Genomic DNA, 15,891 nt, shown 5'->3' on the forward strand with positions numbered 1-15,891 from the left:
GTCGGTGTTCGACGGAACCGCCAACACCGTCGCGGTTCTCGTGCTGCTCCTCGAGTTCGGGATGCTGCGTTCGGCGTTGCTGCGTGCGCAGGTGCGCCTGTACGCCGCGCAGTCGTTCACGCTGAGCGTCCTGGCTGCTGTGGTGGCGGCCGGTCGGGGGATCCCGGAGCTCTACGCGCTCGCCGGATTGTCGTTCCTGCTCAAGGTGATCGTGGTGCCGGCGGTGGTGTACATGCTGTTGCGCGACGCGTCCGAGGAGATCGCGGGGAGTGGCGCCCTGGGCGTGGCGAGCGAGGTGCTGGTCTCGATCGCCGTCGCCGGCTTCGGGTTCTTCGCGGTCGGGGTGTTGGGTGTGCAGTCGAGGGTCCTGCCCGTCGCCGCGCTGAGCCTCTCGGTGGCGGTGGTGTTGGTGGCGTTCGTCCTGATGATCCTGCGCCGCGACGTGGTCAGCCAGGCGATCGGGTTCTTCTCTCTCGAGAACGGCGTGTCGCTGGCCAGCCTGGTGGTGGCGGCCGGTATGCCGCTGATCCTCGAGGTGGCTTTCCTGTTCGACCTGCTGGTGGCGGTCGTCGTGTTCGGTGTGCTGATGCGGACCCACCACCGGCGGTCGCGGTCCCTGTCCACGGAGTCCCTCGACCGGCTGCGGGGGTGACGGCATGCAGTGCGTAGTCGTCCTCATCGTGGTCGTCCCGCTGGTCGCGTCGTTGCTGTCCCCGATGACCGTTCGCGCGGCGGAGGCGGTGACGGTGGTGTCCGGGGTCGCGACGTTCGGGCTGGCGCTCGTGATCGGCGGCGCCGTGGCACACGGCGACGTGTCGGTCGGCGGCTTCCTGCGCGTCGACGCCCTGTCTGCGGTCTTCCTGCTCGGGACGACGTTCCTCTACGCGGTGACCGCCGTGTACTCGGTCGGCTATCTGCGCACACACGCCGCCGAGCCGGACACCTCTGACGACCACGCCGAACGACGTCGGTACCTGCGCCGCTACTACCTGGGGTTCAACGTGTTCGCCTGGTCGATGGTGTGCGCTCCGCTCGTCGGCGGTCTCGCGCTGCTGTGGATCGCCGTCGAGGTCACCACCGTCGTCTCGGCACTGCTGGTGGCCCTCGACGCCACCGAGAACGCGACGGAAGCAGCGTGGAAGTATGTGCTGATCGCGTCGTCGGGACTCGGAATCGCCCTGCTCGCCACCATCTTCATGTACTACGCGGGCGCCGTGGTCCTCGGCGAGTCGTACGACCTCGACTTCGCCACCCTGCTCGGGGTGGCACATCACCTCCCGCCGACACCGGTGCGGTTGTCCTTCGTCCTCGCGGTGGTCGGCTACGGCACCAAGGTCGGGTTGTTCCCGGTGCACACGTGGCTTCCGGACGCGCACGCCGAGGCACCCACCCCGATCTCGGCACTGCTGTCCGGGTCGCTTCTCGCCGTGAGCTTCTACGCCATCCTGAGGTTCTTCCAGATCGCGAGATCCGCACTGGGGCCCGGCTTCCCGCAGGGAGTCCTCACGGTGTTCGGGATGGCATCGCTCCTACTCGCGGCGCTCTACCTGCTGCAGCAACGCAACCTCAAGCGCATGCTCGCGTACTCGAGCGTCGAACATATGGGGATCCTGGCCATCGCAGTGGGTTTCGGGTCCCCCCTGGCGTTCCTCGGCGCGATGCTGCACGTCCTGTGTCACGCCGCCGCGAAGGGCACCGCGTTCATGGGCGCCGGCGTGCTGGCGAACAAGTTCGGATCGAAGGAACTGGCGGATATGCGCGGAGCGATGAACGTCCTCCCCTGGTCGGCACCGATGTTCCTGATGGCCGTGTTCGCGCTGTCCGGCATGCCCCCGTTCGGGGTGTTCCGCAGCGAATTCCAGATCGTGTCGGGCGCCTGGGACGGTGCGACGGGCGCGCGAGCGCTCGCCCTCGTACTGCTGGTGACCCTGGCGTTCGTGGGCCTGGCGTGGTCGACCACCCGGATCCTGTTCGAGCCCGCGGGCCGCGGCACCGCAGCGGCCGCGATCCCGGCGGGTGAGCCGAGCGTGTGGATGGTGGTACCGGTCGTCGCCGGGATCGTCGCGCTGCTGGTCCTGGGCGTGGCGCCGCCCGGATACATCACCGCGCTGTCGAGTCGCGCCGCCGCCGAGCTGACCAGCGGGGTGATCTGATGTCCGTCGCACCGATCGCGGGCGCCGGGACGGTGGTCCGCGACGTCACCGTCGCCGAGTGGCACGACGCGCTCGTCGCATGCGCGGCCACCGCGCGGTTCGCCGGGCTGTACGGGACGCACGAAGGCACCGACATCCGGTTACGCGCCCTTTTCGTGGGGCGCGACGGTGTGGTGCTGTGCGTGGGCACCGTGTTCGAGGGCGGCGGAGACGATGGGTCCGGAGACGATGGATCCGAAGGCGACGGGGCCGGGCGCGCGTACCCGGCACCGTCGTATCCCTCGGTGACGCATGCGATCCCGGCTGCAGTCTGGTACGAGCGCGCCCTGCACGACCTGTCCGGCGTGGTCGCGGTGGGGCACCCCCGACTCGACCCGCTGCTGTCCCCGCTCGACTCCGGAAGCTTCTCACCACAGCCCGGGCGATCACGCGCCGACGGACCCGGGCCGATCATCGCGCCCGCACCCGACCGGCGAGGCCCGTCGGACCTCGAGGGCGACGGCGTCTTCACCCTCCCGCTGGGGCCGGTGCGCTCCGGCGTCTACGAGTCCATCGAGTTCCTGATCGAGACTCCCGGCGAGGACATCCCGCACCTGAACATCCGGCCGCACTACAAGCATCGCGGTGTCGCCACCAGATTCGACGGGTGCTCCCCCGACGACGGGATCGTCGTGGCGGAACGGGTCGAGGGGATCGCGAGCGTCGCACACGCCCTTGCCTTCTCGCACGCGGTCGAGGCGCTCGCGGGTGTCGACGTACCTGCTCGAGCGGCTGTGATCCGGGTGCTGCACGCCGAGCTGGAACGCATCGCGAACCACCTCGACGTCGCCATGCGGCTGTGCGAGGCCGCGGGCCTCTCGGTGGCGTACACCAGGTTCGGCTGGCACAAGGAGGAGACGATGCGCACCGTTTCGACCCTGTGCGGCAATCGGTTCGGACGTGGCGTGGTGTGCCCGGGAGGGGTCACCCGCAACCCGGACCCCGGCCCGGCACAGATCGCGGAGCGAGTCGCGCGCCTGCACGACCGCGTCCGCGCGGATCGCGACGAACTCATGGCCAACGCATCGTTCCTCGATCGGCTCCGTGGGACCGGGGTGCTGCACCGAGACGTCGCCCACCGATACGGCGCCGTGGGGCCCGTCGGACGCGGCTCGGCGGTCGAGACGGACGTGCGGTGGGACCGGCCGTACGACGCCTACCGTGATCTGCGGTTCCCCCAACCCCCGGTGGCTGCGACGGGCGACTGCTTGGCGCGCCTACGCGTGCGGTGGCGCGAGATCGACGTGTCGGCCCGGCTGATCGCGGATGCCTGCGAGATGCTCGATGATCTCGGGGCGACACCGCTGGCCGCGCAGGCCCGGCCGGCCGACGGCTACAGTACCGGCGCTGCCGAAGCCCCGCAGGGAGAAGTACTGTACGGCTTGGAGATCCGCGGCGGACGGATCGCGAGGTGCTTCGCGCGCTCGGCATCCCTGCACGACATGGTGCTGTTCCACGAGGTCTTCTCGGGTGACGTGTTCACCGACTTCGCGTTCATCGAGGCCACGTTCGGCCTGTCCTATGCGGGGGTGGCGATGTGATCCCTTGGGCCTTCCGAGGCTTCCTGAACGGCACGCTGACGACGCGGTGGCCGGCACGGCCGGACGCCTATTTCGACGACTCACCGGCAGCGGTTCGTCCGGTCGCCGATCGGGTGGACCCGGCCACGCTGCAGCGGCTGCAGGAGCTCTGCCCGACCCGGGCCTTCGTTGCGGACGCCGAAGGCCGCCTGATGATCGATCGCGGCAGGTGCGTGCTGTGCGGCCGCTGTGTCACGGCCGAGCCCGACCTGCTGCGCTGGGATCACGGTGCGGACACCGCCGCGCTCACGCGTGGCGGCCTCGTGGTGGGCGGGGTACCGGAGACCGACGAGGCACTCACTGCGCTGCGGGCCGAGCTGGCGCACCGGGTGCGCCGCCTCCGCAGATCCGTGCACATCCGCCACCTCGACTCGGGCTCCGACGGCAGCGACGAATGGGAGGTCCAGGCGCTGCTCAATCCCGTGTACGACGTCACCCGGCTCGGCATCTACTTCACCGCCAGTCCGCGGCACGCGGACATCCTGCTGGTGACCGGCATCGGCGCGATCGGGATGCGCGACGCACTGGAGCAGACCTACGAGGCGATGCCCGATCCGCGCGTGGTGATCGTGGCGGGCGTGGACGCGGTCGGAGGCGGGATCTTCGCGAGCGGGTACGCCGCCGGGCACGGAGCGTCCGACCGGCTCCACGTCGACGTGTGGATCCCGGGTGCGCCCGCATCGCCGTTCAGCCTGCTGTACGGGATCCTGTCGGCGCTCGGGCGGGTCCCCGAGCGGAGGCCGGAATGATCGCGGCCGCGCTGATCACGTTCGCGCTGACGGCCGTCGTCTCATGGTCGGCGGGTTCACGCGCCGGGGCGGCCGGCACGATCGTGTCCGCCCTCACGTGGACCGGCAACGCGGCCGGTGCGGCGATCATGGCCTGGGCGGGCGCGCGCGCCCTCGCCGGACGAGTCGAGACCGTCACCCTGCCCATGCAGGTGACCGGGGGCCTGCCCGGGGGTGCCGCCCACCTCCAGGTGGACCGGATCTCGGGCCTGTTCGCGGTGATCGCGTTCGGGATCGCGGTCCCCGTGCTGGCCGCCGCCGCGGCGGCAGGAGACCGGGCGCGCGGTCGTCTCCCTTCCGCCGCCGCCCTGCTACTGGCGGCGGTCGAGCTGATCCTCACGTCGGCCCACTTCTTCGTCTTCCTGTTCGGCTGGGAGCTCCTGACCTTCGCGTTCTACCTGCTGGCCGGCTTCGACCGAGACCTGCCCGGCCGTTCGCGGGCATCGCTGGTCACCGTCGTCTTCGGAAAGTCCAGCGGCGCAGCGCTGTTGCTCGGCGGCCTGCTGCTGGCCGCACACACCCACACCCTGGACATCGCCGGCTGGCACGCGGCGGCCGGATCGGGCGTCGCAGCGCTCGCGTTCGCGCTGCTGCTCGTCGGGTTCGGCGCCAAGGTCGGTCTGATCCCCGGTGAGGTGTGGCTGCCGGAAGGATATCCGGCAGCGCCGGGCCCGGTGCGGGCGCTCATGGCGGGGGTAGCGGTCAACGTCGGCTTCTACGGTATGTGGCGCACGCTCGCGGTGCTCGGCGCCCCGCCGACGTGGCTGGTCTGTGCCGTCCTGGTGATCGCCGGCGCCACCGCCGTCCTCGGGATCGCGCAGGCGGCGTCGGCGCCGACCCTGACCGGCCTGATCGCGTGGTCCAGCGTCGAGAACGCCGGCCTCATCACGGCCGGCTACGGTGCAGCCCTGGTCGGCGCGGCGGCACACGACGTCCGTCTCACGGCGCTCGGACTGACCGCCGCGACGGTGCAGGTGTGCTCCCATGCCCTGGGCAAATCGCTGGTCTTCGTCGCGACCTCTGCGGTCGAGCAGACGTATCAGACCGTTGTTCTGGACCGGCTCGGCGGCGTCACCCGCCGGTTGCCATGGGCGGGTTGGGGTTTGATCGTCGGCTCGTTCACCCTGGCCGGCCTGCCGCTCACGGCGGGATTCGCCGCCGAATGGCTGACGCTCGAGTCCCTCATCCAGCAGTTCCGGATCACCAGCCTCGCGACCCAGCTCTGCGTCGCCGCGACCGCGGCCCTCGTCGCCCTGACCATCGGCGTCGCCGGCCTGACCTTCGTCCGGGTCGTCGCCCTCACCGCGATGGGCCCCACCCGCATGGATCAGCCGACGCCGCAACCCGTCCCGGCCCGGATCGATCGGCGGCCGGCGTATCGCATCGGGATCGTCCTGCTGGTCGTCGGCTGTCTCGGCCTGGCGGCGGCGGCCCCGCTGGAGATCCGCGCGATAGCCGCTGGTCTGCGTCCGCTGGTGGGCGGCGCGCCGCTGGGCGCCCTTGCCGGCCCCTGGGTGTTGCAACCGGTGTTCTCCGGTTTCTCCGCGCTGTCCCCCACCTGGCTGTGGGTGGTGCTGCCGGCGCTGACCGTGGTGATCGGGCTGGGCGCCGTGGCGCTCTCCCGCGGCCGTCTGCTCCGCGTGCGGCGGGTGGCGCCCTGGTCGTCTGCGTCGCCCGGCGTGCACCGGGGTGTCGGTTACACCTCCTCGGCCTACGTCAACCCGATCCGGCGGGTGCTGTCGACCGTGCTGCTCACCCGGGTCACGATCCGGCGGTTGCCGCCGGGGCGGGGCGACGAGGACGCGGCACCCCGGTTTGACGTGCGGGTACGGGTGGTGGAGGTGGTCGAGCGATACCTGTACCGCCCGGCGATCGCGGTCGTGCTGCGCGCGGCGGGCACAGCGCGCCGGATGCAGTCCGGGCGCCTGGACGCCTACATGGCGTACATGTTGGTCGCGCTGCTGGCGGTGCTCACCCTGGTGATCGTGGTCTCGTGAAGGGCGCCGTCACACGGAGGGTTTGCGGTCCACCGCCAGCACCGACCAGCGGGAGCCGTCGCGGACCAGCTCGGCGTAGCTCGCCGTGGGGGCGTCGACCCGGACATCCGGATCGATCGACGCGATCAGCGGGCGGATCACCGCGTCGTGGGTCACCGCGATCACGGCGGGCGGCACGCCCGCCGCACGACCCGGTCCGGGCGACACCGGGGTGTCGAGCAGCGCATCGATCTCGGGTCGGACGCGCGCCAGCACCGTGGCGACGGGCTCGACGCCGGGCGCCGCGTCCACGCTGCCCCACCGAGCCACCACCTCTTCCTTGATCTCGCCGGTCTGCGGGCCGTAGTCGCGGTCGTTGAGATGCTGATCGACACGCCGCTCGATGCCCAGCGTGGTGGCGATGATCTCCGCCGTCCGGACCGCGCGCTGCAGCGGGCTGGACACCACGAGTACGGCGCCGCACCCCACCAGCGACTGCGCCAGCCGCATCGCCTCCGCTTCACCGACCGGGTCGAGCGGCGGGTCGGCGAGGCCACGTAGTCGGCCTTCCGCGTTGAGCGCCGTCCGGCCGTGCCGGGCGAGGAAGAGGTGCTGCTGCGCTGTCATCTGTTCTCCTGACTCTCGGTGCGGATGGCGACCGCACCGTCATGGGGCCGCGTCCGGATCGGGCGACTCGCCGAATATCTGCTGGAACAACTCACCGCCGTTGCTGCTCGCGTGCGGGGCACCCGGCACCACGCGGAGGGTCCGGGCACCGTCGGGCGTCCGCTCGGCGCGCAGGAACTGCGCCGCCCGCTCCTGATGCAGGCGGGCGGCCAGCTCGTACAGGTGGGTGACACAGACCACAGTGTGATCCGCCTCGATCAGGGCCCACAGCACGTTTCGCGCGATCCACGCGCCCGCACGCTCGTTCGTGGTCTGGAACGACTCGTTACACAGTAGGAGCGATCGCGGTGCCAACGTGTCGACGATCCGGTCCATGCGCGCGAGTTCCTCATCGAGGGCGCCCATCGTCAGTCCGGCGTCCTCCCGGCGACGGAAATGGGTCGCGACGCCGCCGTGCACCGCCGACTCGAACGACGCCGCGGGCACACAGAGCCCCGCCTGCATCAGCAACTGCGCGGCACCGACGCTCCTCAGGAACGTCGACTTGCCGCCCTGGTTGGGCCCGGTCACGACGATCAGTGATCGCTCGACCTCGACGTCGTTGCCCACGGGGCGGCGTCCCGCGCACAGGGCCACGCCCGGGTCGTAGAGGTCTCGAGCGGCGAACCCGGGGGCGGCCCGCACCGTGGGGCGACACACGGGACTTCCGGTCGCCCGCAGTGCCGCGACCAGCCGGGCGGCGGCGAGATAGAAGCCGGTCTCCCAGCGCAGTGCGCGGAAGTACTCGCCCAGGTCGGTGGTGGAACGCAGGAGCGTCGAGGCGATGGTGCGCAGGGCGCGGTCCTCGACCGCGGCGAGTTCCTGGGCGGCTTCGACGTCGTCGGGGTCGACGCGGAACCGGACCGCGGACGCCCCGCGCAGACGGTGTCGCAGCGACCGGCGGCGCAGCTCGACGCGGTGGTAGTCGACACCGGCGCCGCCGTCCCCGAGGCGGCCCGCGAACCGGGTGTCCCGGGCCTGCTCGAGCCCGTCGAGACAGCGGGCGACCCCGACGAGAGCCGGTTCGGCGAGGTCGCGCACGATATCCGCGAACAGGTCCGTGAACGCAGGAGACGAGAACACCCCGCCGCGGTCCGCCGCGATCGTCCGCAGCTCACGGAGGATCGGCAGCAGTTCCCTCAGGGTGGTGGACGAGTGATAGAGCGAGTTCTCCGGTAGCTGCTGGCCCCAGCCGACGAACATGTGGCGGTGCAGCGCATCGAGCGCCTCGGTGGCGAGGGCGTACAGACGCTCGACCGTCCGCACGTCGGCGACGGTGTCGGCGAGCGCGTCCTGGCGGTGCCGCAACACCTGCGGGTCGGTGACGGACGACAGCAGTCCCGCCACCGCGACATCGGACAGGAAGACGTCGTCGCCCGCCATCGCAGAGATGATCGCGGCCAGACCGAGGTCCTCGACCACGGCGCGTGAACCGGCGGGTGGACGCAGGTCCACAGGTACGGCGCGGTCGAGGAACATCAGACGGACCCTCATAACGCGAGCCTCTCGGCGAGCTGCCGATACGTCAGACGGTGCGCCGTCGCCACCGCGCGGGCGTGGGCGCGGCCGTCGGCGTACGCACGCACGATGCGGAACGTCCGGCGCTCTGGATCGTTCGGGTCGACCTCCCCGACCAGGCTCACCGTCGCCTGGGACAGCCGCGACAGCTCATCGACGAAGGTGACATACACCGCGAGCGCACCGAGCGCCGCGATCCGGCGGATCACGTCCCGCCCCAGCAGCTCCGCGTCGCTGCTGGTCGTCGAGGAGAAGACCTCGTTCATCAGGATCAGGCTGCGCCCCGTGGCGAGGTCGAGTACCGCGCGGGTACGACGCAACTCGTCGACCAGCCGGCCGGAATCGTCGTGGGGATCCTCTTGCGCGGAGAACACCGTGAACACCCGATCGACCAGGCGCAGCCGGGCGCTGCGCGCGGCGATCGGCAGTCCCAGCGCCGCCAGGTGGTGGAGCTGGCCCACCATGCGGGCGTAGGTCGTCTTGCCCCCGTGGTTGGGCCCGGAGACCACCAGGACGCGCTCCCCCGGCTCGACCCGGAAGTCGTTGCGGACCAATCCCTCCGGCGCATCCGCGGCAGCGGGTACCGGGTCGGTTCGGCTGGTCGGGCGATCCGCGAGCGCGAGGTCGACGCAGCCCTCGGCCCAGGTCTGCTCGTTCGGCAGATCGGTCAGCTCCGGATAGCAGAACGCCAGCCCCGCCTCGTCGCCCACGCCGTGCGCGAACGCCAGGTATCGCAGGACGAAGCGCAGCTCGCTGCGGAGCCGCTCCAGTCCGGGGTCGACGGGGTCGGGATGTGCGGTACGGAACGCTGCGAGGCGCGCGAACGCGGCAGGGAAGATCGTGGCGACGCCGGCAGCGATCTGGGACTCGATCCGGTTGAGCGGCTGCGGTTCCGACGCCTCGGACGCGGAGGGGACGGGCACGGCGGGCGAGCCGTCCGCGAGCAGACAGCGCAGCGCCCGCTCCACGGCCGGCGCCGCGTCCGGCTCGTCGGCGTAGTCGCGCACCTCCACCCAGTGATCCGTCACGTGCACGCAGTACCGCAGGTCGCCCAGTCGCTGTGCGAGTTCCTCTACGCTGCACCGGAACTCGGCCACCGACGAACGGGTCAGATACGTGTCGAGGGCTAGCCGCACCTCGACCAGCGGTGCCGACACGGCCTGTGCCAACGCCTCCCGAAGATCGTCCACCAGATGGAGATACCGCCGGCACGTCGCCAGGTGCCACGCGTCCGCCTCCGCGGCCTGCGGTGCGGCCGATACCAGCCGGCGCAGCGCTGTGAGCGCGCCCCACCGCGCCACGAAACGGGACAGGCCTCCGCGGAGCGTCAGGTCACCGTCGACCTCGGCGAACACCGCCTGCCGATTCCGCACCGTGGCGATCGAGGGCGGCAGGATCCGGAAGTAGTCCCGGATATCGTCGTCGTGGCCCTCCGCGACGGCGTCCACGATGCGATCCAGCGCCGTGTCCACGAACGTTTCGACCGGGTCGACCGGGGCCGGCCGCTCGTCACCGTCGAACAGGATGCTCGGTACTGCGCGAGCCGTGTCCGCACCGCTCACGGTCGCCGGTACGTCTCGGGGAGACCGTACGCCATGCCGGGATTCGCCTCGGCGATCGACAGGAGCCGGTTGTACTTCGCGATCCGCTCGCCGCGCGCGGGCGCGCCCGACTTCAACTGGCCGAAACCCGATCCGACGGCGAGGTCGGCGATGAAGCTGTCCGTCGTCTCCCCCGATCGGTGCGAGATCATCGCTCCGTACCCGTGTCTGCGACACACCCGCAAGGCCTCGAGCGTCTCGGTGACGGTGCCGATCTGATTGACCTTGATCAGCGCCGCGTTCGCGACGCCGTCGGAGGCGGCCGCCTCGATGATCGTCGGATTGGTCACGAAGTTGTCGTCCCCCACCAGCTGCACCCGGTCGCCCAGTTCGTCCGTCAAAGCGCGCCAGCCTTCGTCGTCGTACTCGGCGAGGCCGTCCTCGATGCTCCAGATGGGGAAGTCGTCCAACAGGGTCGAGTACATGTCGATCATGTCGGTGCTGGTGAGCGACGCCTCGTCGATGAGATAGCGCCCGTCCAGATAGAACTCCGACGCTGCAGGGTCGATCGCGATGGCCACCTCGTCCCGGGACGGCTGGTAACCGGCTGCACCGATGGCCTTGACCAGGATCGCCAGCGCCTCTTCGGGACGCGACAGCTCGGGCGCGAATCCGCCCTCGTCGCCGAGCCCGGTGCTCAGCCCTCGCTCGTCCAGGATCACACGCAGGGCCGCATACACCTCCGCGCCGGCCCGCACCGCCTCGGCGATCGACCGGGCGCCGAGCGGCGCGATCATGAACTCCTGGAAGTCGAGCCGGTTGCGCGCGTGGCGGCCACCGTTGATGACGTTGAAATGCGGCACGGGCAGCCGCGGCACCGCGCCGCCGCCGGTCAGGCTCCGCCATACCGGCTCCCGCTGATCGGCCGCGAACGCCTTGGCAGCGGCGATCGAGACCCCCACGATGGCGTTGGCACCGAGTCGCGACTTGTCCCCCGTCCCGTCCAGGTCCACCAGCCGCTGATCCAGCTCGGCGAGCGTCGAGAACGGCGTGCCCACAATCGCATCCGCTATCTCGCCGGTGACGCTGCGAACCGCGGACCGCACTCCCCGGCCGTGGTAGCGATCGGCCTCCCCGTCGCGGAGTTCGACGGCTTCGCGGCTGCCGGTGGAGGCTCCCGACGGGACGCCCGCCGCAACGGTGGCTCCGCTCTCGGCGTACAACGTCACGGCGACCGTCGGGGCGCCGCGGGAGTCCAGCGTCTCCTGCGCATGGAGACGGGTGATGACGAGCGACATGGGGCAGACCTCCTAGCGAGGGTCCGCGCGGGCAACCCGACACGAACCCGATTCGGGTTTCGATGTCAGGGACCGTTGGCCGCTCCGTGCCGGCAGCAGCAGTTGTCGGCGAGCCCCACCGCCGTCCGTTCACACACGATACCAGTGCACATCCGTTGACGCCGTGGAATTTTCATGGTGCAACCCCGAAGATCCGACGGAAGACGTCCTCGGCGTGGCTGGTCTCGGACGCCGGTTCGGGGCACACCCGGAAGGTCCGCGCACCGTCGGGCCGGCGCTCGGCGCGCAGGAACAGCGTGTCACCCGGATCCGCCGCGAAGGCGTCCACCAGGTCGAACATGTGTGTCACGTAGACCACGGTGACGCCCCCGTCGCGCAGCGCCCGCACCACTGCTGCCCCGATCGCGGCACCCTCGCGGAAGTTGGTGGTGGAGAACGACTCGTTACAGAGCACCAGCGCGCCGGGGCGGATCAGGTCGACGACGGCGCTCATGCGCTCGAGCTCGTCGTCGAACCCCCCGTGCCTCATCGTGGCGTCCGCCGGCCGCCTGAAGTGCGTGAACACGCCGGAGTGTGCCGGCGCCTCGTAGTCGTCCCCCGCCACGAACATTCCGGCCCGCAGCATGACCTGCGCGAGCCCGACGCTCCGCAGAAAAGTCGTCTTGCCGCCCTGGTTGGCGCCGGTCACGAACACCACGTCACCGTCGAACCCGTCGACGTCGTTGCCGACCGGGCGGTCACCCCGGCGGACCGCGAGCGTCGGGTCCACGAGCTGGATGAACGAGAAGCCGCGCGCTGTGGCCGGTCGAGCGGTGGGGAACGACACCGGCGCGCCCGCGGAATCCAGCGCGCGACACAGCCGGACGCAACCGAGATGGAAGGTCAGTTCGATGGTGAGGGCGCTGAAGAAGCCTCTGACGTGTTCCGCGGCCGCCGCGAGGATCTCGGCGACGGCCTCGTTGCCGTGGTTGCACAACTCGCCGAGCGCCTCCGCGCCGGCCAGGTCGCGCGGTGCGATCTCGAACGTCAGCGAGGAGTGCTCGAGCAGCGGGACGTAGTCGCGGACCGGAGGACGCCGGTTGCGCCGGAGGTGGTAGTCGGTGCCGTGGTTCGCGGTACCGAGGCGGGCGCTGATCGACTCCCCCTTCGGGAACCGCAGGCTGTCCAGGTACCCCTCGACGGACTTCACGTACGACTCGTCGAACTCGGTCGCCATCCGGGAGCAGAGGCTTCGCAGGCCGGCCGACCGGAACTGTCCTTCATGGCGGATGCAGCAGTCGCGAAGGTCCGCCAGGGCCGCCGTGTACAGCTTGAGGACCCCGACAGAATGGTACATCTGCCGGGCCGGTGAGGCTTTCGACAGAATGCCCAGGAAGGTCCGCCGCTCGCGGTCGAGTGCGTCCTGCGCGATGCCGTGGATCTCGGCGACGGCGTCCGGCGTGGCGATGCAGTCCCGGAGGACGTCCTGGCGATGGACGATGTCGTCGACATCGTCGGCCCCGACGAGCATGATGCGCCGAACGACGTCACGGTGTCGCGCGTCATCCGCCATCACCGCCACGAGGGCGTCGAGGTCGAGGTCGCGGATCAGGTCGTCGGCGTTCTCGGGTAGCGCGGGCAACGCCCGGACGTCACGGTCGCGATAGAGCAGTCTGGTCCTCATTCGGTCCTCCTCGACGACGCGGCCGACCGCTCCGCCCGGCGCCCGATCCGCGATCGCAGTGCGGGATAATCCAATCCGTGCAGCTTGGCGAGGACCTCCGCGTGCGCCACCCCGTCCGCCGGCCGCCGCACCACCTTGAAGGTGCGGATCCGCGGGTCGTCCGCATCGGCCTCCGCGACCATGCTGACGACCGTGGGACCGGCCTGTGTGAGTTCGTCGACGAAGGTGACGTAGACGGCCCGCAGGTCGAGCGCGATCATCCGGCGCATGATGGCCGCCCCGAGCAGCCGGGCGTCCCGCAACGACGTCGAGGCGAGCGACTCGTTGAGCACCATCACCGTTCGCGATGTCGCCGTCTCGAGGATCTCGTGTAGCCGGACCAGTTCCTCTTCCAAGCGGCCGTGCGCGTCCGCGCCCGACTCCTCCCGGGCGAAATGGGTGGCGATGGTGTCGCACAGGCCGATGGTGAGCGACCTGCCCGGCACCGGGACGCCGATCGCGGTCAGGTGGAAGAGCTGCCCGAACGTGCGGGCCAGCGTCGTCTTACCGCCCTGATTGGGCCCGGTCACGACCACGATGCGCTCCGGTCCCTCGGCGACGATGTCGTTGGTCACGATCGGGGAACCACTGCCGGACGACAGGATCGCCAGCGACAGGTCGTATGTGTCCCGGGCACGCACCATGACCGTGTCGTCCGACACCTGCGGGTAGGTGTAGCCGCCACCGACCGGAGCCGTGCGCGCCACGAAGTCGAGATACGAGAGATAGAACTGGATCTCGCGTTCGAGGAGGTCGACCTGGGGCTGCACGAACTGCCGATGCCGATCACAGAACGACTGCAGTTCGGCGAACACCGCCGGCTCGAGCTCCGCGACCAGGCCGAGGATCGTCTCCTCCACCGGGTTCATCGTCCCGATCCGCGTGCGCCGGGTAGACGGCTCGCCGTCGTCGTCGGGGCTCAGCCGCGCCAGCGCCGCCGTCACCTCCTGCTCGTAGTCGTCCGAGTCCTCGTAGGCGCTGACTCGGACGTGGGATCCCTTGATGTGCACCGTGTAGCGCACGCCTGTAAGGGCATCCGCGACAGCGCCCGCCGATGCCTCCAGTTCGGTGAACTCGGTGGCGAACGCCAGGTCCGAGAGTTCGTCGCGGAGATCACGGAGCCCCTCCGAGAGCATCACGACCTGCGCCAGACGCCGATCCAACCGCTGCACCGCATCGACGTAACCACGCGCGGCCTCGAGGAACCAGCCGTTGCGTTCGTGCCGGTCGCGAGTCTGTTCGGCGCGCTCCAGGCCGTCCCGGACCGCACGCATCCGCACGGCGAACTCCCCGGCCGCCTCGTGCAGCTCCGCGCTGCGCTCGAGGTCTTGGAACACGGCATGCCGGAACTCGACGTCGGCCGCGGTGGGCAGCGGGGTGTAGAAGTACGGTTCGAGCGCGTATCGCTCGCGGCCCGCGACGACGGCCGAGACCACCTGATCGAGATTGAGGTCGGCGAAGTAGGCGGGTGCGGTGTCGTCGACCGTCGACGCGGCGTCGGGGTCGGGGTCGCGGAACATGATGCTGCGGAGGGTCATCCCATCACCGCCTCGTGGTCCCCGAACGACTGTACGAGGCCCAACACCCCGAACCCGTTGCCCCGCAGTTCCTCCGGGAGCGAGCGCGCGACGGTGGCCGACTCGGTGGTCTCGACCGCGCCGATTCCCGCGCCGGCGAGGGCGAACGCCGCAGCCAGGCCCGCGAGGGCGTGTGGTCCGACGGCGAACGCCGCGTACCCGATCAGGTAGCAGCAGGTACCGCCGACGAAGACGGGGCGGGCGCCGACACGGTCCGCGAGGATCCCCGAGAGCATCGACCAGACGGTGGCTACGGCGTTGTGTAGGACATAGAGCAGGATCGCGATGCTGGTCGCCGCGGCGAGGTCGCGCTCGCCCGTGTGCAGCAGGTCCGTGGCCCGGAGGATCAGCAGCGTCGTTGCGACGTTGCCGAATTCGAACGACGCGATCGGTATCAGCGTGCGCGCGAAGCCCGCCCGTCGTAGCGCCGCGAGGTTGAACGCCAGGGCACGCCGAGCCTCCTCCCGGACGATGGTGCGGCGGGCGTCGCGCGCCGCGACCGAGATGGCGACGGCGGCGAGCACGCCCGGCACGATCGACAGCATCATCGTCTGCCGGACGCCGACGACGACCACCAGGGCAGACGCCAGCAGCGGGCCCACGATCGCGCCGGCGTTGTCGCCGGCGCGCTCGACACCGAAGGCCCGACCGTAACCCGCTCGAGTCGACAGCGTGGTGAGAAGGACGTCTCGCGCCGGTGAGCGCAGTCCGCGGGAGGACCACGCCACCGCGCGCAGAACGGCGACCTGCCAAGCGGCCGTGGAGATCCCGATCGCCGCGGTCGCGACGGCGGTACCGAGGTAGCCACCGGCGGCGATCCGGCTACGCCGCCGCGGGTCGGCTGCCAGCGGTCCGCCGGCGAGCTTCGCCAGCCCGGTGAGCGCATCGGCGAAACCGTCCACAGCACCCAGCACGGCCGGGCCGCTGTGCAGAGTGGAAGCGAGGAACGTCGGCAGCAGGCTGGTGACCGACTCGTGGCTCGCGTCGCTGAACAATGAAGCGGCGCCGACACTCCAGATGCCGCGTGTCGATCCGTCCCTGACCGGTTGAACA

The 15,891-nt window shown here is 70.7% G+C and carries 12 protein-coding genes; 5 read left to right on the forward strand and 7 right to left on the reverse strand.

Features of this window, described 5'->3' with window-relative positions:
• The first annotated feature begins 4 nt into the window (after positions 1-4).
• From ABD908_RS11495 to ABD908_RS11515, 5 genes are read left to right on the forward strand one after another with little or no spacing between them, the layout of a single operon-like run.
• Entirely contained in the window at positions 5-652 is a 648-nt protein-coding gene (locus tag ABD908_RS11495; protein ID WP_344995378.1) for a hydrogenase, read from the forward strand.
• A gap of 4 nt (positions 653-656) precedes the next feature.
• On the forward strand, positions 657-2,153 hold the full coding sequence (locus tag ABD908_RS11500; RefSeq protein WP_344995381.1) for a proton-conducting transporter transmembrane domain-containing protein: 1,497 nt from the start codon (positions 657-659) through the stop codon (positions 2,151-2,153).
• The gene (locus ABD908_RS11505; RefSeq protein ID WP_344995384.1) at positions 2,153-3,733 is read left to right on the forward strand and encodes a hydrogenase large subunit; all 1,581 of its coding nucleotides are present in this window, start codon (positions 2,153-2,155) and stop codon (positions 3,731-3,733) included. Before ABD908_RS11500 ends, ABD908_RS11505 begins: the two co-directional genes overlap by 1 nt.
• Positions 3,730-4,521: an NADH-quinone oxidoreductase subunit B family protein gene (locus tag ABD908_RS11510; protein WP_344995387.1), complete on the forward strand. Its 792-nt coding sequence runs from the start codon at positions 3,730-3,732 to the stop codon at positions 4,519-4,521. Before ABD908_RS11505 ends, ABD908_RS11510 begins: the two co-directional genes overlap by 4 nt.
• Positions 4,518-6,557: a proton-conducting transporter transmembrane domain-containing protein gene (locus ABD908_RS11515; RefSeq protein WP_344995390.1), complete on the forward strand. Its 2,040-nt coding sequence runs from the start codon at positions 4,518-4,520 to the stop codon at positions 6,555-6,557. Before ABD908_RS11510 ends, ABD908_RS11515 begins: the two co-directional genes overlap by 4 nt.
• A gap of 9 nt (positions 6,558-6,566) precedes the next feature.
• Here the strand turns inward: ABD908_RS11515 and ABD908_RS11520 are convergent, their stop codons facing one another.
• The 7 genes from ABD908_RS11520 to ABD908_RS11550 form a co-directional block, all read right to left on the reverse strand.
• A complete protein-coding gene (locus ABD908_RS11520; RefSeq protein WP_344995393.1) occupies positions 6,567-7,163 on the reverse strand; it encodes a histidine phosphatase family protein in 597 nt (198 codons plus the stop codon).
• 39 nt (positions 7,164-7,202) lie between these two features.
• Positions 7,203-8,696, reverse strand: a complete 1,494-nt coding sequence (locus ABD908_RS11525; protein WP_344995396.1) for a MutS-related protein — start codon at positions 8,694-8,696, stop codon at positions 7,203-7,205.
• The gene (locus tag ABD908_RS11530; RefSeq protein ID WP_344995399.1) at positions 8,693-10,282 is read right to left on the reverse strand and encodes a MutS-related protein; all 1,590 of its coding nucleotides are present in this window, start codon (positions 10,280-10,282) and stop codon (positions 8,693-8,695) included. The genes ABD908_RS11525 and ABD908_RS11530 overlap by 4 nt, the downstream gene beginning before the upstream one ends.
• The gene (eno, locus tag ABD908_RS11535; protein ID WP_344995402.1) at positions 10,279-11,559 is read right to left on the reverse strand and encodes a phosphopyruvate hydratase; all 1,281 of its coding nucleotides are present in this window, start codon (positions 11,557-11,559) and stop codon (positions 10,279-10,281) included. Before eno ends, ABD908_RS11530 begins: the two co-directional genes overlap by 4 nt.
• Before the next feature lie 172 nt (positions 11,560-11,731).
• Entirely contained in the window at positions 11,732-13,222 is a 1,491-nt protein-coding gene (locus ABD908_RS11540; RefSeq protein WP_344995405.1) for a MutS-related protein, read from the reverse strand.
• The gene (locus tag ABD908_RS11545; RefSeq protein WP_344995407.1) at positions 13,219-14,799 is read right to left on the reverse strand and encodes a MutS-related protein; all 1,581 of its coding nucleotides are present in this window, start codon (positions 14,797-14,799) and stop codon (positions 13,219-13,221) included. Before ABD908_RS11545 ends, ABD908_RS11540 begins: the two co-directional genes overlap by 4 nt.
• Positions 14,796-15,833, reverse strand: coding sequence for an MFS transporter (locus ABD908_RS11550; RefSeq protein WP_344995410.1), 1,038 nt, complete (start codon positions 15,831-15,833; stop codon positions 14,796-14,798). Before ABD908_RS11550 ends, ABD908_RS11545 begins: the two co-directional genes overlap by 4 nt.
• Positions 15,834-15,891 lie beyond the last annotated feature (58 nt).

It is taken from the genome of Tsukamurella soli, assembly GCF_039541155.1.
GTDB lineage: Bacteria > Actinomycetota > Actinomycetes > Mycobacteriales > Mycobacteriaceae > Tsukamurella > Tsukamurella soli.